This window comes from Pseudomonas sp. ACN5 (assembly GCF_002303975.1).
Lineage (GTDB): Bacteria > Pseudomonadota > Gammaproteobacteria > Pseudomonadales > Pseudomonadaceae > Aquipseudomonas > Aquipseudomonas laurylsulfatiphila.
Map to the genome: position 1 here is coordinate 413,767 of NZ_MRCP01000001.1, position 16,336 is coordinate 430,102.

Consider the following 16,336-nt stretch of genomic DNA (forward strand, 5'->3'; position numbering starts at 1 on the left):
CCATGCTCCAACTGATCCTCGGCGGCGCCCGCTCCGGCAAGAGTCGCCTGGCTGAAAAACTCGCCATCGACAGCGCCCTGACCGTCACCTACATCGCCACCAGCCAGCCACTGGATGGCGAAATGAGCGAGCGGGTGGCTCATCACCGTGCCCGTCGTCCTGCCGAATGGGCACTGATTGAAGAACCCCTGGAACTGGCCCGGGTACTGCGTGAAAGCGCCCGTGCCGACCGCTGTCTGCTGGTGGATTGCCTGACCCTGTGGTTGACCAACCTGCTGATGCTCGACGATGCCGAGCGCTTGCAAGCCGAGCGTGATGCCCTGCTGGACTGCCTGGCAGCGTTGCCGGGTGAAATCATTTTTGTCAGCAACGAGACCGGAATGGGTGTCGTGCCGCTGGGTGAATTGACTCGCCGCTATGTCGATGAAGCCGGTTGGCTGCATCAAGCTCTGGCTGAGCGTTGTCAGCGTGTCGTCCTGACCGTCGCCGGCCTGCCCCTGACTCTGAAAGGAACTGCGTTATGACTCAATCCTGGTGGCTGAACCCGTGCAGGCCAGTGGATACCCAAGCGCTCGAACAGGCCCGGGCGCGGCAACAGCAACTGACCAAACCGGCCGGCTCCCTTGGTCAGCTGGAATCGGTGGCGGTGCAACTGGCAGGCTTGCAGGGGCGGGTCAAGCCAAGTCTGGAGCAGGTGTGGATCGCGATATTTGCCGGCGACCATGGCGTGGTCGCCGAGGGCGTGTCGGCGTTTCCCCAGGAAGTGACCGGGCAGATGCTGCTCAACTTCGTCAGCGGTGGTGCCGCGATCAGCGTACTGGCGCGGCAACTGGGCGCTTCCCTCGAGGTGGTTGACCTTGGCACGGTGACGCCGTCGCTGAACCTGCCGGGTGTGCGTCACCTGAACGTCGGCCCGGGCACGGCGAATTTCGTACAGGGACCGGCCATGACCGAAGCCCAGGGACAACTCGCTTTGCAGGCCGGCCGTGACAGCGTGCAGCGGGCGATGGCCAGCGGTGCGCAGTTGTTCATCGGTGGCGAAATGGGCATTGGCAACACCACCGCTGCCAGCGCCCTGGCCTGTGCCTTGCTCGATTGCCCGGTGGGCCACTTGACCGGTCCTGGCACCGGGCTCAACGCCGAAGGTGTCAGCCACAAAGCCCAGGTGATCGAGCGTGCCCTGGTGTTGCATGGCCCGCAGCGTGGCGATGCCTTGCAGACCCTGTTCAACCTTGGTGGCTTCGAGATTGCCGCACTGGTCGGTGCCTATCTCGCCTGTGCTCAAGAAGGTGTCGCGGTGCTGGTGGACGGCTTCATCTGCAGTGTCGCTGCGCTGGTCGCGGTGCGCTTGAATCCTGAATGCCGTCAGTGGCTGTTGTTCGGTCATCGCGGCGCCGAGCCGGGGCACCGTCATGTGCTGGAAACCCTGGATGCGCAACCCTTGCTTGATCTTGGTCTGCGGCTCGGTGAAGGCAGTGGCGCGGCATTGGCTGTGCCGCTGTTGCGTCTGGCTTGCGACCTGCACGGGCAGATGGCGACCTTCGCCGAAGCCGCCGTGGCAGATCGTCCGGCATGACCCTGCGCGTGGATCTGTTGCGTCACGGTGAAACCGAATTCGGCGGTGGCCTGCGCGGCAGCATCGATGATGCGTTGACCGAAACGGGCTGGGCGCAGATGCGCGCCGCCGTGGTCGGGCAAGGGCCATGGGACCGGTTGGTCAGTTCGCCATTGCAGCGTTGTGCGCGGTTTGCCGAGGAACTCGGTGCACAACTGGGTGTGCCAGTGCAATGGGATAAAGACCTGCAAGAGTTGCATTTCGGCGCCTGGGAAGGGCAAAGCGCGGCGGCGTTGATGGAGACCGACGCGCAGGCGCTGGGCTTGTTCTGGGCCGATCCTTACTCGTTCACGCCGCCTCAGGGCGAGCCGGTTGCGGACTTTTCGACACGGGTGCTGGCAGCGCTGCAGCGTTTGCACGCGACCTGTGCCGGTGAGCGCATTCTGCTGATCAGCCACGGCGGGGTGATGCGCCTGTTGCTGGCACACGCTCGCGGGCTGCCGCGAGAGCAACTGCTCAACGTTGAGGTCGGGCATGGCGCGCTGTTTTCGCTGACGATGGAGTCCGCTGGTATGTTGAAGGAAGTGCGCTGACCATGTTGCCATTCTGGATCGCCCTGCAATTTCTCAGCAGCCTGCCGATTCGCCTGCCGGGCATGCCTGAGCCTGGGGAGCTGGGGCGGTCGCTGTTGTTTTATCCGCTGGTGGGATTGCTCTTTGGCGTGATTCTGTGGGCAGTGAGCTGGCTGTTGCAGGGTACGCCGGCGTTGTTGCACGCGGCGTTATTGCTGAGCGTCTGGGTACTGCTCAGCGGCGGGTTGCATCTCGATGGCCTGGCGGACAGCGCCGACGCCTGGCTCGGCGGTTTTGGCGACCGCGAGCGTACGCTGACCATCATGAAAGACCCGCGCAGCGGGCCGATCGCCGTGGTGACGCTGGTGCTGGTGTTGTTGCTCAAGTTCACTGCGCTGCTGGCGTTGATCGGGCAACCGGATTCGTTGGCATTGATCATCGTGCCGTTGATCGGTCGCAGCGCCTTGCTCGGCTTGTTTCTGACCACACCCTATGTGCGTGCCGGTGGCCTGGGGCAGGCATTGGCCGATCATCTTCCGCGCTCGGCGGGCAGGCAGGTGTTGGCGGTCAGTGCACTGGCCTGTGTGCTGATTGCCGGTTTGAGTGGTGTGCTGGCGGTGGTGTTGGCGGTTCTCGGGTTTGTCTGGTTGCGGCTGGTGATGCTGCGGCGGCTCGGTGGAACGACTGGCGATACGGCAGGGGCAATGCTGGAGTTGCTGGAGGTAGGGGTGTTGGTTGGATTGGCATTAGTCTGAGCACAGTGATGGTGACCTGTTCTGGCCCCTTCGCGGGCAAGCCCGCTCCCACAGGGTTTCTGTTTTGTTGGCAAAATAGTGGGCACACCGAAAATCTCTGTGGGAGCGGGCTTGCTCGCGAAGGCGGCCTACCAGGCGCCGCTCAGTCACTGAAAAAACCATGTAACTTGATTTAACACGCTCACGGGTATATACACGCACCATGCTCGATTCCCAATGTTTATGCATCAACCTGCGTCGCGCCGCCCGTGGCGTCAGCAGGCATTACGACGGCGCTCTCGACGGCTTCGGGATCAACGTTGCGCAGTATTCTTTGCTGTGCAATCTGCAGCGTCTGGATCAGCCGAGCATTTCAACCCTGGCCGAGGCCATGGGCCTGGATCGCAGCACCTTGGGACGCAATTTGCGGGTGCTGGAGGGGGAGGGCCTGGTGACACTGGTTGAGGGCGAAGACATGCGTAACCGCATCGTCCTGCTGACCGAGGCCGGGGCAGAGCGTCTCAAGGCTGCCTTGCCGGCCTGGGAGGCCGCACAGCAGCGCTTGATCGATCGCCTGGGGGCCGAGAAGCGCGAAACCTTATTGAAGCTGCTGGACGAACTGGCGTGACGCCGGTTTTTCCGATCATAAGCGGGTATATACCCGCTACCGGAGAACAACAATGACATCGATGTGGCGTACGTGCGGTTGGGTTCTGTTGGGGAGTGCGCTGATCCTTGCGTTGTCTCTGGGGGTTCGACATGGCTTCGGGCTGTTTCTGGCGCCGATGAGTGCCGAGTTCGGCTGGGGTCGTGAAGTCTTTGCCTTCGCGATCGCCTTGCAGAACCTGATCTGGGGCCTCGCCCAGCCATTCACCGGTGCGCTGGCCGATCGCTTCGGCGCGGCGAAAGTGGTGCTGATCGGTGGCGTCCTGTACGCGGCCGGGCTGATTTGCATGGGGCTCTCCGACTCGGCAGTGACCCTGTCCCTGAGCGCCGGCCTGCTGATCGGCATCGGGCTGTCCGGGACGTCGTTCTCGGTGATTCTGGGGGTGGTCGGCCGCGCAGTACCACCGGAAAAACGCAGCATGGGCATGGGGATCGCCAGTGCTGCCGGCTCGTTCGGCCAGTTCGCGATGTTGCCCGGTACGCTTGGTTTGATCGGATGGCTTGGCTGGTCCGCAGCGTTGCTCGCGCTGGGCTTGCTGGTGGCGCTGATCGTACCGCTGGTGAGCATGCTCAAGGACAAGCCATTACCCGTCCTGGGCCACGAACAAACCCTTGGCGAAGCACTGCGCGAAGCCTGCTCGCATTCCGGATTCTGGCTGCTGGCGTTCGGCTTTTTTGTCTGCGGATTCCAGGTGGTGTTCATCGGTGTGCACTTGCCGGCCTATCTGGTGGATCAGCATTTACCGGCCACGGTTGGCACCACGGTGCTGGCGCTGATCGGCCTGTTCAACATTTTCGGCACCTATACCGCCGGGTGGCTCGGCGGGCGCATGTCCAAGCCGCGTTTGCTTACGGGGTTGTATTTGCTGCGGGCGGTGGTCATTGCGTTGTTCCTGTGGGCACCGGTGACCACCACCACGGCCTACCTGTTCGGCATGGCCATGGGCTTCCTGTGGCTGTCGACGGTGCCATTGACCAACGGTACGGTGGCGACCTTGTTCGGTGTGCGAAACCTGTCCATGCTCGGCGGGATTGTTTTCCTGTTTCACCAGCTCGGTTCGTTCCTGGGCGGCTGGCTGGGCGGGGTGGTGTATGACCGAACCGGGAGTTATGACTTGATCTGGCAAGTGGCAATTCTCTTGAGCCTGTTGGCCGCTGCCCTCAACTGGCCGGTGCGTGAACGGCCGGTGGCGCGCCTGCAAACACAGATGAGTGCGACATGAACAGCCTTTGGCCCCGGATCGCTGTAGCCGCCGTCTGCGCCTTGGTGCTGGCGTTGTCGTGGTGGGGCTGGCATCAGGGCGGGCTGGCGCTGATGCAGTTGGGCATGGGGGCTTGCTAGTGAGCGGCGAGGGCGAGTAACGTCGCTTTTGACGAATTATCAAGGAGGCTCGAGATGCTCAAGCGCTGGTGTGCTGTTCCCGCGTTGCTGATGGCGTTGTCCGGGCCGGCTTGGGCCGCTGACTGTCCGGAGGTGCTGCAGGGCTCGCTGCCGAAGTTGCGGGCCAAGGAGTCCATCGACCTGTGCCAGCGTTACGCCGACAAGCCGCTGGTGGTGGTCAATACCGCCAGTTTCTGCGGCTTCGCACCGCAGTTCGAGGGCCTTGAGGCACTCAATCAGCGCTACAAAGGGCAAGGGCTGGAAATACTCGGCGTGCCGTCAAACGACTTCAAGCAGGAGTCCAAAGACAGCGCCGAGACTGCGAAAGTCTGCTATGCCAACTACGGCGTGACCTTCACCATGACTGAGCCGCAGAAGGTTCGCGGCGAAGACGCAACGCACTTGTTCAAAGTCCTCGCCCGTCAAACCAGTGCGCCGAAGTGGAATTTCTACAAGTATGTGGTCGATCGCCAGGGCAAGGTGATCGCCAGTTTCTCCAGCCTGACCAAGCCGGATGATCCCGAGTTCATCGCCGCGGTAGAAAAAGCCCTGGCCTCGCCACCGCTCGCTTCGACCCCCTGATCGATGCCCACTGAAAAGCCCCGCCTCTATAAAGAGAGCGGGGCTTTTTTTGATTCCGATGGCGAGTGGTTCAGGCTCGCCGGGAGTCATCAGAAGCGGTAGGTTGCACCGAGTCCGAAACCGTTCGCGTAGTTTTCATACTTGGCGTTGTAGCTCTGGCCACGGTCGTTGCTGTTGTTGACCTTGACCGATTCTTCGCGCAGGTACGAATACGCCAGGTCGATGGTCAGGTCGTCGGTCGGGCTCCAGCCGGCGCCCACGCTGAAAATCTTGCGATCGCCCGTCGGGATGCGAGGGGAACGGTCAACGTTGTTGGTCGGTGCCTGGTCAACGGACAGACCGGTACGCAGTACCCACTGCTTGTTCAGCTGGTAGGACGCGCCGATGGCGTGAGCCCAGGTGTCGTGCCAGTTCTGTTCTTCGGTGATGGTACCGAACTGGCCATTCAGAACGGCTGGAACACCTGTGTTTTCAACGGTGATTTCTTTCAGGCGGCTCCAGCGGGTCCAGGTGCTGCCTGCGTACAGAGTCCACTTGTCGTCGAGCTGGTGAGTGACCGAGAAGTCCACCGATTCAGGTGTGGTCAGGTCCAGCGAAGCGTCGTACTTCTGATTCGGGTTCTGGCCGATCAGGCCCAGCAAGCCGTAGTTGACCTTGGTGTTGCCTTCGAGCTTGTACTTCACTTTCGAGTGGTAGGTCAGGCCGACACGCGTGCTGTCGGTGGCTTGAACCAGAACGCCGATGTTGTAGCCCAGCGCAGTGTCGTCACCTTCGATCTTGACCTTGCCGTCTGGCGCGGCCTGGGTGATCGACAGATTCGATTCCAGGGTGCCGTCGATGCGGTTGATGGTCGGGCCGAAACCGATGGAGACCTTGTCGTTGAAGGCGTAGCTGACAGTCGGTTGCAGGGTGACGATTCTAACTTCACTCTTGCTGCCGAAGTAACGGCCGGCAAAGTTGTTCTCGTAGTCGGTGACCAGGCCGAATGGTGCGTACACGCCGATACCGAATGCCCAGTGGTCGTCGATTGGTTTGACGTAGTAACCCATCGGCACGCCCATGAAAGGGACCATGTCACCTTTGTTGGTACCGCCGTTCGGACGGGAGCTGGCGTCACTGATGTCAGTGTGCGCGTCGATGAATGCAACACCGCCGGTCACTTGTTCGCGCTTGATGCGGGACATGCCGGCAGGGTTGCCAGCAATGGTGGATGCGTCGTCGGCAGAGGAAGATCGCCCGGCAAAACCTGTCCCCATCCCGCTGATGCTTTGTTCGTTCAGGGCAAAGCCACTTGCAAAGAGCTGGGTGGATGCCATGGCAACGGCGAGACTGAGGGTGGTTTTGAGCATTACTTTTTTCATTATTAGAACTCCTGGTGATCACCGGGGCGAAAATTACCAACATTTTCGTCCCGGCGCCATAGGCTGTATGCCTTGATTTAGAGCGGTTTTGTAGGACAATCCGACCAAAATCACCACATGTTGCGCGATGTTTGGATCCAGAAGTATCAGCAGGCTACCTGATTCAGGGGTGAAACACAGGTTTGCCAGGCACTGGTGAAATCACGCAGACGCCCCTGGGGGTGAAATGTCTGGCGCCAGATCCTGGCCATGCCCAACAGATCATCAGGGGAGGGGAGGGGGGTATTCTGTTCTTCCACCAGCAGCCAGGCGATGGCTGTGGCGTAACGCAGGTTGACGGTCAACTCGAGGTGCGGCCCGCTCAGAAATGCATGCTGGCTGGCCAGGCCGCGGACCAGGCTTGCACGCTCCGGATCAAGGGCCAGGTAATGGTCCCAAAGTGCCTGGTGGCGGGGTTCGGCGATGCGGTACAGGCCGTGCCCACGGCGGTCATGCAGGGCGGAACCAAGGGCTGACTGGCTGGCGGCAATGCCCAGCAGCAGGGATTCGGCAGTAGCGCTATGGCGTCCGAGGTAGATCAATGTCGGACGAATCACATAGCGGCACAGTTCGCTGGCAGCGATACCCATAAAACCCTCGAAGCATGAATTGGACGGCGATACCTGAAGGGGGCTTGGCAGCTGTGAATCGGTTCAGGCTCGCCGCAAGCGGGTCAAGCCGCTTGAGTTGAAGTGTAGTGTCATATTCGCGCTGTAAAGGACTGTTTTTAAAATATTTCCAGCGACCAGTTATAACCCTTATATCGGATCGTGCTTAGTCGTGGTTCGAGTGCGGGGAAACATCGGGCAATAAAAAGCCCTGCTTTTCGGGCAGGGCTTTCGGGTTTTTCAGCCTTTCTGGCGTTTCAGGCAACCAGGGCCTGACGGGTACGCTCGATCACGGCCTGCAGCGGCTCGGCGCTGGAGTATTGATCGGGGTACAGGCGTTCGCTGTGACGAGCGATGCCGTGTTCGTTGACCAGGGTGAAGCTGAAGCAGCCTTTGCGGGCGGCCATGATCAGGCAGTTCATTGGTGCAAAAGCGTTGGTTAGGGTGCGAATGGCATCCTGAGTGTGGATTTGAGTAGACATTATTGGGTGTTCCTACAAATGACACGGATAAGAACCGTGCAACGTTAAAACGTTCCAGTAACGTCGATCACCATTGATCGAACGAAGAACCCGACTGGAACAAAGCAGCCAGTTTGAAGCGCTGATAAGTTGGCGCGCTTGGGCTGGCAGGTAGGTACTTAGGAGGGCAGGCAACACATCGAGGGCAAAGGTTCTGGGCCCGGGGTGAAGATCCTGATCAATTTGCAGGTTGGTTCGAGCAGAGTAGGCAGGCGGAGCAACACCCTTCGCTTTCGATTCAAAGGTTGTGTCGGCGCAAGATTTACCTGGAAACCATCGAGGTGGTCGATCCCGCTTGTTCGGTGGAGGCTTCCTTCGGGAAGGCTGACCGGGGGGATTTGTTCGACCAGAATTGACTTTCAGCTTGGTACTAACGCCGCGGATACTAACGGATTGAACCGGCCAAGGGAAGTGTGGTAGCAAAAAGAATTTCCCAGCGGGTGCTCGATCGGGCTGTTTTGCCTTGTAGATAAGCGTATGAAGCGACGCTGCCGCCAATTGATACGCCCTGTAGCAGAGCAAAATCCGACCATCGGTCATCGATGTGGGTAGTAACGCAGCTGCCTAAATACCGGGTTTGCCGGGGCTTATCCCCAGGCATGACAAAAAAACGCGCCGAAAAAGTGCATTGATATAACCGTCGCAAAGGCACTTGTGCACATTAGTTGCAGCGTCTGTCACTGCGCTGTCATCTCACGTTCAAGCGCAATCGCTGCCTGTAACCAAAATTTAAGTCAATGAAAAACATCGCTTTTTTTTACTGGTGAAAAAATCGTCAGTTTGACTGCGAACCCCATTCCACAGGGCTTTGAGCGGGTTCAGAGACGGTTGTCCACTGAGTTATCCACAGCTTCTGTGGATTGTCCCGAGCGCTTGCTCTAGGACGGGCGTGCCGGGACATTTTCAGCTTTACCTGTAAGAAAAAGAGAGTAAAGTTGCGCGCCTTCCGATCTGCCCCACAGTGCTTTATGAAGTTTCGCTCAGCCCCTGTTTCCTCTACCTCCACACCACCCTCTGTTGCCCCTACCAAGCGCTTTTCCATGCGCGTGGCAGAGTGGCTGTTGGACAGTCCGCACCTGGGCGAAAACCCTAACGTCAAACACATCGCCGGACGTCTGCTCAAGCAACCGGCCCGTGAGGGCGTGGTGGCTGCGCAAAGTCGCCTTGGCCAGTTGATGTGCCGTGAATGCGGGAATGCCCGGGACCGCCGTATCGGTCAGGAGCTGCTGCGTCAGGCCGCTCGGGCAGGCGATCGCCGCGCTCAACAGGAACTGGGGCTGATCGAAGACTGAGCTGTCCAAGACCGGACGCCTTGGTTAACCTTCAGGCTTTATCCGAATGGCAGGAGTGGCTATGGCAATGGACTTGACCAGCGTATTGCTGGGTCTGGCAGCGGCAGGGTTGCCGTTGCTGGTATTGGCCTGGCAACTTCAGCGTCGGGCCAGCACCACGCAGGCAGACGTTGCACTGCTGCAGGAGCGCCTGGCCATGGCGCAACTGGCGCAGGACGGCTTGAATGCACAACTCGAATCCAGCCGCGATGAAATCGCTGATCTGACCCAGGCCAACTCCGCCAAGCAGGCTGATCTGGCTGCGCTGCGTCGTGAAGTCGAACTGCTGCAGATCGAGCGCGACGACGCCCGGGACGCCGCCCATGCGTGGAATATCGAACGCGCTGGCAAGGAAGCCGAACTGCGCCGTCTGGATGCTCAGGCCGCGTCGCTCAACGCCGAATTGCGCGAGCAACAGGACAGCCATCAGCAACGCCTTGACGACCTGCAAGGTTCGCGGGACGAATTGCGCGCGCAGTTTGCCGAGCTGGCGGGGAAGATTTTCGATGAGCGCGAGCAGCGTTTTGCCGAAACCAGCCAGCAGCGCCTGGGACAGTTGCTCGATCCGCTCAAGGAGCGCATCCAGTCCTTCGAAAAGCGCGTCGAGGAAAGCTATCAGAACGAAGCTCGTGAGCGTTTCTCCCTGGCCAAGGAACTGGAGCGCCTGCAACAGCTGAATTTGCGCTTGAGCGACGAAGCCACCAACCTGACCCGCGCCTTGAAAGGGCAGAAGACCCAAGGCAATTGGGGCGAACTGATCCTTGAGCGCGTGCTCGAGCATGCCGGGCTGGAGAAGGGCCGCGAGTACCAGACTCAGGTCAATCTCAAGGGACCGGACGGTGAACGCTTCCAGCCGGACGTGATCATTTACTTGCCGGGCGACAAGCAGGTGGTGGTCGACTCCAAGGTCAGCCTGACGGCCTATCAGCAATACGTGGCGGCTGAGGACGAGGCCATCGGCCAGATCGCCATCAAGCAGCATGTGCTTTCATTGCGCAGTCACGTCAAAGGCCTGGCCGGCAAGGATTACAAGCGCCTCGATGGCTTGCACAGCCTGGATTTCGTGTTGCTCTTCGTGCCGATCGAGGCGGCGTTCTCTGCTGCGTTGCAGGCTGAGCCGACGCTGTTTCAGGAGGCATTCGACCGCAACATCGTGATCGTCAGCCCCACCACGTTGTTGGCGACCCTGCGTGTCATCGACAGCCTGTGGAAACAGGAGCGCCAGAGCCAGAACGCCCGGGAAATCGCCGAGCGGGCCGGGTGGCTGTACGACAAGTTCGTGCTGTTCATTCAGGATCTGGACGAGGTCGGCAATCGCCTGCAGCAACTGGACAAGGCTTACAGTTCGGCACGCAACAAGCTGACAGAGGGGCGTGGCAACCTGGTCAGTCGCAGTGAACAACTCAAGCTGCTGGGGGCACGGGCGAGCAAGAGCCTGCCGGCGGATTTGCTGGAGCGGGCGATGACCGATGTCGATGGGTTGGTCGAATTGCCGGAGTAACCCCCGGTCGAGCGTGGACCCTGTGGCGAGGGAGCTTGCTCCCGTCCGGCTGCGCAGCAGTCGTCCATCAGGCAGCGCGCTTAACCTGATGAGACTCATTGAATGGTATTGGGGCTGCTGCGCAGCCCAGCGGGAGCAAGCTCCCTCGCCACAGGGTTTTGAGTCAATCTGCGTTACAACGGCAAATACCGACTCAACAACGCCCGCAAAGCCGCCGGTTTCACCGGTTTGGCCAGGTAATCCAGCCCTGCTGCATGCACCTTGTCGACCGTCTCCGGCCGGCCATCGGCGCTGATCACCACACCAGGAACCGGCTCGCCCATTTGCGTGCGCAACCAGGCCATCAGATCGGTTCCGGTTTCGCCATGATCGAGGTGGTAATCCACCAGCGCCAATTGCGGGCGCATGCCTTCGCCCAGCAGTGTTGCGCATTCCTCGCGATTGCGTGCGGTCCAGACCTGGCAACCCCAGCGGCTGAGCAAGCTGTTCATGCCGATCAGGATGCTGTCCTCGTTATCGATGCACAGCACCTGTGCGCCATTGAGCAATTTGCCATTGAGCTCGGCGACTTTGACCGGCGCTGCGGTTTGTGCCCGGGCCAGCGGTACGCTGACGCTGAACACGCTGCCACGTCCCGGCCAGGAGCGCACGCGCAAGGTATGACCGAGCACGCGACATAGCCCGTCGGCAATGGCCAGCCCCAGGCCGAGGCCTTTTTCGGCCCGTGTCTGGTGGCTGTCGAGGCGCTTGAACTCTTCGAAAATCACCTGTTGTTTATCTTCCGGAATACCCGGCCCACGGTCCCAGACTTCCAGACTCAATGCTTCCTTGTGCCGGCGAACGCCCAGTAGTACCGGCCCTTTGCCGTAGCGAAACGCATTGGTCAGGAAGTTCTGCAAAATTCGCCGCAGCAGCTTGATGTCGCTGTCGACTCGCAGCGTGCTGCCACGAACGCGGAACTCCAGGTCTTGTTCCTGCGCCAGCACCTTGAACTCTGCACCGAGGGTGTCGAACAGTTCGTTGAGCGCGAACGGCTGGCGATTCGGGTTGATCTTGCGGTTCTCCAGGCGGGAAATGTCCAAAAGGTCGCTGATCAGGTCCTCGGCCGAGCGCAGCGAGCTGTCCAGGTGTCCGACCAGTTTCTGCGCTTCGCCGGAGAGTCCATCGTGCTGATGGGAGAGGGCGGCGGAGAACAGGCGTGCCGCATTCAACGGTTGCATCAAGTCATGGCTGACGGCCGCGAGAAAGCGGGTCTTGGACTGGTTGGCCGCCTCGGCGGTGCCCTTGGCTTCGGTCAGGGCGACGTTGAGCTGCGACAGTTCGTGGGTCCGTTCGGTGACCCGTTGCTCCAGGCCTTCGTTGGCTTCGGTCAGCGCCTGTTCGGCTTCGCGGAACGCGGTGATGTCGGTGAAACTCATGACGAAGCCGCCGCCCGGCATCGGGTTGCCGATCAACTCGATGACCCGGCCGTTGGGGAACAGGCGCTCGGAGGTATGCGCGCGGCCCTGGCGCATCCAGTGAAGGCGACGCGCGACGTGAACTTCGGCTTCGCCGGGGCCGCACAGGCCGCGCTCGGCATTGTGGCGAATGATGTCGGCGATCGGCCGACCGACACTGATCAGGCCGTCCGGGTAGTTGAACAACTCCAGGTAGCGACGGTTCCAGGCCACCAGTTTCAGCGACTGGTCGACCACGCTGATGCCCTGGGTGATGTTCTCGATGGCGCCTTGCAGCAAGGCGCGGTTGAATTGCAGCACCTCCGAGGCTTCGTCGGCGATGCGCACGACGTCTTCCAATTGCATCTCCCGGCCCTCAATGGCGGCTTTTACCACCGCGCGGGTCGAAGAGGCACCCAGCACACCGGCCAGCAGGCGTTCGGTATGGGCGATCCATTCCCCGTCAGCGTTCTGGCTCGGGTTGAAGCCTTTGCCCTGGCGATAGGCAAAGCGGATGAAGCTTTGACGGGCGCGTTCTTCGCCGACGAAGCGCGCCGCCAGCTGCAGCAGGTCGTCGATCTGCACCGCCAGCATCGAGCGTGCGCTGGGGCGGGCACTGATTTCCTGGCCGATGAAGCGGCCTGCCTGCCAGTGCTCGGAAACCCGGGTGCGCGACAGCACCGAGACCCAGGCGAACAGCGTGAAGTTGCCAGCCAGCGACAGCACCACGCCTTGGGTCAGCGGGGTGATCGGCAGGTTCAGTGGATTGCTGTGCAACCAGGCCAGCCCCGGGAATGAGCTCAAGGAAAGGCCGAGGCTGAGGGCGGCAATCGGCAGGATCAGGGTGTAGAACCACAGGAAGGTACCTGCGGCGAGGCCGGCGAAAACGCCGCGGCGGTTGGCCTGTTTCCAGTACAGTGCACCGAGCATGGCGGGGGCCAGTTGGGTCACGGCGGCGAAGGCGATCTGGCCGATGGTCGCCAGGCTGGCGGTCGAGCCCAGCAGGCGGTAACTGACGTAGGCCAGCAACAGAATGACCACGATGCTGACGCGGCGCACCGACAGCATCCACTGGCGGAACACTTCGAACGGGCGCTCGGCGTTGTTGCGACGCAGCAGCCAGGGCAACAGCATGTCATTGGATACCATGGTCGACAGCGCCACGCTGGCCACGATCACCATGCCGGTGGCCGCCGATGCGCCACCGATAAACGCCAGCAGGGCCAGCGCCGGATGCGCCTGCGCCAAGGGCAGGCTGATGACGAACGAGTCCGGCAACACCGAACTGGGCAGCAGCATCTGGCCGGCCAGGGCGATCGGCACGACAAACAATGCAGCCAGGGCGAGGTAGGCCGGGAATACCCACTTGGCCAGGCGCAGATCCTGGGGATCGATGTTCTCGACAACGGTCACGTGGAACTGCCGCGGCAGGCAAATGATCGCCATCATTGCCACACCGGTCTGCACCACCATCGACGGCCAGTTGATGGTTTCCTTCCAGTACTGTTCCAGACGCGGCGCCAGCATGGCCTGGTCGAACAGGTCGTCGAAACCGTCGTACAGGCCGTAGGTCACGAACGCGCCGACCGCGAGAAACGCGAACAGCTTGACCAGTGACTCGAAGGCAATGGCCAGCACCATGCCGCGGTGGTGCTCCGTGGCGTCGAGGTTGCGGGTACCGAAGACGATGGTGAACAGCGCCAGCACCAGCGATACGATCAGCGCCGTGTCCTGGGCCCGGGTGCCCATGGCGTCGGCGCCGGCACCGATAAGCAGGTTCACGCCGAGCACAATGCCTTTGAGCTGCAACGCGATATAGGGCAGCACGCCGACCAGGCAAATCAGCGCCACCACCACCGCCAGCGACTGGGATTTGCCATAGCGCGCGGCGATGAAGTCGGCGATCGAGGTGATGTTCTCCTGTTTGCTGATCATCACCATTTTCTGCAGGACCCACGGTGCGCCGACCAGCAACAGGATCGGCCCGAGGTAGATCGGCAGGAACGACCAGAGCTGTTCGGCGGCCTGGCCCACGGCGCCGAAGAACGTCCAGCTGGTGCAATAGACCGCCAGCGACAGGCTGTACACCCAGGCGCGCACACGCGGCGGCAAGGGCGCGCTGCGACGGTCGCCATAGAAGGCGATGGCGAACATGATGGCCATATAGGCCAGGGCGACGACGGCAATCAGCCCGGTGGACAGCGACATGGGGACTCCAGACAAAGACACCCGGACCTCCCGCCCGGACAGACAGTCTCGCACGACCGCCAGCGTTAGTCAGTGTCGACCAAGGTCGTGGCGTGGCGGGGTGTCGCAGGGGGATTTGCAGTGTCTGGACTGGCCTTGCCACATTCCACCAGCGCTTGTATCCGGGTTAGCCTTGGCCTCTTCTCAGCTCACTCGAAGGATCGGACCATGAAGATCATCCGCAGCAAATCGTTCACTGGCGAGCGTGCCTGGGCCGCGCTGGACATCGCCAGCATGAACGGCATCACCACGCGGCTGCATTGGACCGATCAACCCTACAAATGGCACGTCAACGACGGCGAGGAAGTGTTCGTGGTGCTCGATGGCCAGGTGCGGATGCTTTATCGCGAAGACGGGGTGGAGCGGGAAGCGTTGCTGGAAGTCGGTGACATTTTTCATGCCTCGGTCGGTACTGAGCATGTGGCGCATCCGGTAGGGCCGGCTCGGATATTGGTGGTCGAATCGGAGGGGAGTGTCTGACCATATATAAGTAATATCGATAATATATAGAGATATTACCCGTTATATAGATATTCTATTCGGATCTAACATCGACTCCACCTCACGAGAGGACAGGAGTTCGCCATGACATGCGCCAATAGCATCAAGCCCGGAATCAAACCGTTCAGTCACCTGCAGCACCCACGCGAAGTGATCCGCCAGTTCACGCCCAACTGGTTCGCGGCCACCATGGGCACCGGTGTGCTGGCGCTGGCACTGGCGCAATTGCCGGTCGCCATGCCCGCCTTGCGCGCCTTTGCCGAAGCCCTGTGGCTGTTCAATATCGCGTTGTTCCTGCTGTTTACGGCGTTGTACGCCGCGCGTTGGCTGCTGTTTTTCGACGAGGCACGACGGATCTTCGGCCACTCTACGGTCTCGATGTTCTTCGGCACCATCCCGATGGGCCTGGCAACCATCATCAACGGCTTCCTGGTGTTCGGACTGCCGCGCTGGGGCGACGGTGTGATTCACCTCGCCGAAGTGCTGTGGTGGCTGGATGTGGCGATGTCGCTGGCCTGCGGCGTGCTGATTCCCTACATGATGTTCACGCGTCAGGAGCACAGCATCGACCAGATGACCGCCGTCTGGTTGTTGCCGGTGGTCGCGGCAGAAGTGGCGGCCGCCAGCGGTGGCCTGTTGGCGCCGCATTTGGCCGACGCTCACTCACAACTGGTGGTGCTGGTGACCAGCTACGTGCTCTGGGCATTTTCCTTGCCGGTGGCCTTCAGCATCCTGACCATTCTGTTGCTGCGCATGGCCCTGCATAAATTGCCCCATGAAAACATGGCCGCCTCGAGCTGGTTGGCCCTTGGCCCGATCGGCACCGGCGCGTTGGGCATGCTGGTACTGGGCGGCGATGCACCGCTGATTTTCGCGGCCAACGGTTTGCCGGGAGTCGGTGAGATTGCGGCGGGACTGGGCCTGGTGGCCGGCATCACCCTGTGGGGCTTGGGCCTGTGGTGGATGCTGATGGCGTTGTTGATCACTGTGCGCTACCTGCGTGCCGGCATCCCCTTCAATCTGGGCTGGTGGGGCTTCACCTTCCCGTTGGGCGTCTATTCTCTGGCGACGTTGAAGCTGGCCAGTACCTTGAACCTGACGTTTTTCAGTGTGTCTGGTTGTGTGCTGGTGGCGTTGCTGGCGGTGATGTGGCTGATCGTCGGCAAGCGCACGGTGCTGGGCGCCTGGCGTGGTGAACTGTTTGTCTCGCCATGCATTGCCGGTTTGAAGAAATAACCGGCAAAGATTAGGTAAGGTGTGGCCTGGATCGAGTTTCGATACTCCAATTACAGTATCCAGGC

At 60.9% G+C, this 16,336-nt stretch carries 16 protein-coding genes; 12 read left to right on the forward strand and 4 right to left on the reverse strand.

Going from position 1 to position 16,336, the window contains the following annotated elements; genetic code table 11:
* Positions 1 to 2 precede the first annotated feature (2 nt).
* The 8 genes from cobU to BSF40_RS02065 all read left to right on the forward strand — a co-directional run bounded on the left by cobU (position 3) and on the right by BSF40_RS02065 (position 5,490).
* A complete protein-coding gene (cobU, locus tag BSF40_RS02035; RefSeq protein ID WP_095963914.1) occupies positions 3 to 524 on the forward strand; it encodes a bifunctional adenosylcobinamide kinase/adenosylcobinamide-phosphate guanylyltransferase in 522 nt (173 codons plus the stop codon).
* Entirely contained in the window at positions 521 to 1,576 is a 1,056-nt protein-coding gene (gene cobT, locus BSF40_RS02040) for a nicotinate-nucleotide--dimethylbenzimidazole phosphoribosyltransferase (RefSeq protein WP_095963915.1), read from the forward strand. The genes cobU and cobT overlap by 4 nt, the downstream gene beginning before the upstream one ends.
* Positions 1,573 to 2,148 carry an alpha-ribazole phosphatase family protein gene (cobC, locus tag BSF40_RS02045; protein ID WP_095963916.1) on the forward strand — a complete coding sequence of 192 codons (576 nt, stop codon included), beginning with the start codon at positions 1,573 to 1,575 and terminating at the stop codon, positions 2,146 to 2,148. Before cobT ends, cobC begins: the two co-directional genes overlap by 4 nt.
* Positions 2,149 to 2,150: 2 nt before the next feature.
* On the forward strand, positions 2,151 to 2,882 hold the full coding sequence (locus BSF40_RS02050; RefSeq protein ID WP_095963917.1) for an adenosylcobinamide-GDP ribazoletransferase: 732 nt from the start codon (positions 2,151 to 2,153) through the stop codon (positions 2,880 to 2,882).
* A gap of 202 nt (positions 2,883 to 3,084) precedes the next feature.
* Complete coding sequence (locus BSF40_RS02055) at positions 3,085 to 3,489, forward strand: MarR family winged helix-turn-helix transcriptional regulator (RefSeq protein ID WP_095963918.1); 405 nt, start codon at positions 3,085 to 3,087, stop codon at positions 3,487 to 3,489.
* A gap of 52 nt (positions 3,490 to 3,541) precedes the next feature.
* A complete protein-coding gene (locus BSF40_RS02060) occupies positions 3,542 to 4,750 on the forward strand; it encodes an MFS transporter (protein ID WP_015096156.1) in 1,209 nt (402 codons plus the stop codon).
* On the forward strand, positions 4,747 to 4,869 hold the full coding sequence (locus BSF40_RS32915; RefSeq protein WP_141249693.1) for a DUF4175 domain-containing protein: 123 nt from the start codon (positions 4,747 to 4,749) through the stop codon (positions 4,867 to 4,869). Before BSF40_RS02060 ends, BSF40_RS32915 begins: the two co-directional genes overlap by 4 nt.
* Before the next feature lie 54 nt (positions 4,870 to 4,923).
* A complete protein-coding gene (locus tag BSF40_RS02065; RefSeq protein WP_015096154.1) occupies positions 4,924 to 5,490 on the forward strand; it encodes a glutathione peroxidase in 567 nt (188 codons plus the stop codon).
* An 89-nt stretch (positions 5,491 to 5,579) separates the two neighbouring features.
* Here BSF40_RS02065 and BSF40_RS02070 read toward each other — a convergent pair whose 3' ends face one another.
* The 3 genes from BSF40_RS02070 to BSF40_RS02080 all read right to left on the reverse strand — a co-directional run bounded on the left by BSF40_RS02070 (position 5,580) and on the right by BSF40_RS02080 (position 7,980).
* Complete coding sequence (locus BSF40_RS02070) at positions 5,580 to 6,851, reverse strand: OmpP1/FadL family transporter (protein WP_095963919.1); 1,272 nt, start codon at positions 6,849 to 6,851, stop codon at positions 5,580 to 5,582.
* A 146-nt stretch (positions 6,852 to 6,997) separates the two neighbouring features.
* Positions 6,998 to 7,480: a hypothetical protein gene (locus tag BSF40_RS02075; RefSeq protein ID WP_007977587.1), complete on the reverse strand. Its 483-nt coding sequence runs from the start codon at positions 7,478 to 7,480 to the stop codon at positions 6,998 to 7,000.
* Between the two features lie 275 nt (positions 7,481 to 7,755).
* Positions 7,756 to 7,980 carry a hypothetical protein gene (locus BSF40_RS02080; protein ID WP_007898912.1) on the reverse strand — a complete coding sequence of 75 codons (225 nt, stop codon included), beginning with the start codon at positions 7,978 to 7,980 and terminating at the stop codon, positions 7,756 to 7,758.
* A gap of 1,007 nt (positions 7,981 to 8,987) precedes the next feature.
* On the opposite strand from BSF40_RS02080, the gene BSF40_RS02090 reads away from it, so the two are divergent.
* Together BSF40_RS02090 and rmuC are read left to right on the forward strand one after the other, a co-directional pair.
* A complete protein-coding gene (locus tag BSF40_RS02090; RefSeq protein ID WP_095963921.1) occupies positions 8,988 to 9,311 on the forward strand; it encodes a hypothetical protein in 324 nt (107 codons plus the stop codon).
* 175 nt (positions 9,312 to 9,486) lie between these two features.
* The gene (gene rmuC / locus BSF40_RS02095; RefSeq protein ID WP_172435666.1) at positions 9,487 to 10,851 is read left to right on the forward strand and encodes a DNA recombination protein RmuC; all 1,365 of its coding nucleotides are present in this window, start codon (positions 9,487 to 9,489) and stop codon (positions 10,849 to 10,851) included.
* Between the two features lie 173 nt (positions 10,852 to 11,024).
* Here rmuC and BSF40_RS02100 read toward each other — a convergent pair whose 3' ends face one another.
* Positions 11,025 to 14,495, reverse strand: coding sequence for a PAS domain-containing hybrid sensor histidine kinase/response regulator (locus BSF40_RS02100; RefSeq protein WP_095963923.1), 3,471 nt, complete (start codon positions 14,493 to 14,495; stop codon positions 11,025 to 11,027).
* Positions 14,496 to 14,702: 207 nt separating this feature from the next.
* Between BSF40_RS02100 and BSF40_RS02105 the strand changes: the two genes are divergently transcribed.
* Positions 14,703 to 15,014, forward strand: a complete 312-nt coding sequence (locus BSF40_RS02105; RefSeq protein WP_095963924.1) for a cupin domain-containing protein — start codon at positions 14,703 to 14,705, stop codon at positions 15,012 to 15,014.
* A 105-nt stretch (positions 15,015 to 15,119) separates the two neighbouring features.
* The gene (locus BSF40_RS02110; protein ID WP_015096147.1) at positions 15,120 to 16,271 is read left to right on the forward strand and encodes a TDT family transporter; all 1,152 of its coding nucleotides are present in this window, start codon (positions 15,120 to 15,122) and stop codon (positions 16,269 to 16,271) included.
* Positions 16,272 to 16,336: the final 65 nt, after the last annotated feature.

Coding starts and splice junctions, on each gene's coding strand:
- BSF40_RS02100 (WP_095963923.1), bottom strand. CDS start 14,495: ATGTCGCTGTCCACCGGGCTGATTGCCGTCGTCGCCCTGGCCTATATG.
- BSF40_RS02075 (WP_007977587.1), bottom strand. CDS start 7,480: ATGGGTATCGCTGCCAGCGAACTGTGCCGCTATGTGATTCGTCCGACA.
- BSF40_RS02090 (WP_095963921.1), top strand. CDS start 8,988: ATGAAGTTTCGCTCAGCCCCTGTTTCCTCTACCTCCACACCACCCTCT.
- cobC (WP_095963916.1), top strand. CDS start 1,573: ATGACCCTGCGCGTGGATCTGTTGCGTCACGGTGAAACCGAATTCGGC.
- BSF40_RS02105 (WP_095963924.1), top strand. CDS start 14,703: ATGAAGATCATCCGCAGCAAATCGTTCACTGGCGAGCGTGCCTGGGCC.
- BSF40_RS02080 (WP_007898912.1), bottom strand. CDS start 7,980: ATGTCTACTCAAATCCACACTCAGGATGCCATTCGCACCCTAACCAAC.
- cobT (WP_095963915.1), top strand. CDS start 521: ATGACTCAATCCTGGTGGCTGAACCCGTGCAGGCCAGTGGATACCCAA.
- BSF40_RS02060 (WP_015096156.1), top strand. CDS start 3,542: ATGACATCGATGTGGCGTACGTGCGGTTGGGTTCTGTTGGGGAGTGCG.
- BSF40_RS02050 (WP_095963917.1), top strand. CDS start 2,151: ATGTTGCCATTCTGGATCGCCCTGCAATTTCTCAGCAGCCTGCCGATT.
- BSF40_RS02055 (WP_095963918.1), top strand. CDS start 3,085: ATGCTCGATTCCCAATGTTTATGCATCAACCTGCGTCGCGCCGCCCGT.
- BSF40_RS32915 (WP_141249693.1), top strand. CDS start 4,747: ATGAACAGCCTTTGGCCCCGGATCGCTGTAGCCGCCGTCTGCGCCTTG.
- BSF40_RS02110 (WP_015096147.1), top strand. CDS start 15,120: ATGACATGCGCCAATAGCATCAAGCCCGGAATCAAACCGTTCAGTCAC.
- BSF40_RS02065 (WP_015096154.1), top strand. CDS start 4,924: ATGCTCAAGCGCTGGTGTGCTGTTCCCGCGTTGCTGATGGCGTTGTCC.
- cobU (WP_095963914.1), top strand. CDS start 3: ATGCTCCAACTGATCCTCGGCGGCGCCCGCTCCGGCAAGAGTCGCCTG.
- BSF40_RS02070 (WP_095963919.1), bottom strand. CDS start 6,851: ATGAAAAAAGTAATGCTCAAAACCACCCTCAGTCTCGCCGTTGCCATG.